The organism is Neisseria sp. P0021.S006, from assembly GCF_051956895.1.
This window is the reverse complement of sequence record NZ_JBQCWZ010001331.1, coordinates 1-379: the sequence shown is the minus strand read 5'-3', so window position 1 is coordinate 379 and position 379 is coordinate 1. Positions and strand designations below refer to the sequence as shown.

Below are 379 nucleotides of genomic sequence, written 5' to 3'. Positions count from 1 at the left end.
ACCGGCGCTACTGGTGCTACCGGTGCTACCGGTGCTACTGGCGCAACTGGTGCTACCGGTGCTACTGGCGCAACCGGCGAAAAAGGCGAAAAAGGTGACACCGGCGTAACCGGCGCAACTGGTGCTAATGGTGCTACCGGTGCAACTGGTGTTACTGGTGCTAATGGTGCTACTGGTGCTACTGGCGCAACCGGCGCAACTGGTGCTACCGGTGCAACTGGTGCTAAAGGTGATACCGGCGCTACTGGCGCAACCGGCGCTACTGGTGCTACCGGTGCTACCGGTGCTACTGGCGCAACTGGTGCTACCGGTGCTACTGGCGCAACCGGCGAAAAAGGCGAAAAAGGTGACACCGGCGTAACCGGCGCAACTGGTGCTA

Annotated in this window: 1 protein-coding gene; it reads left to right on the top strand. The window is 60.9% G+C overall.

The genetic code is table 11. The features are described 5' to 3' along the window. Positions 1-379 (top strand): hypothetical protein (locus tag ACTHUM_RS20155; protein ID WP_440404024.1); only part of this gene is annotated, 379 nt, incomplete at both ends.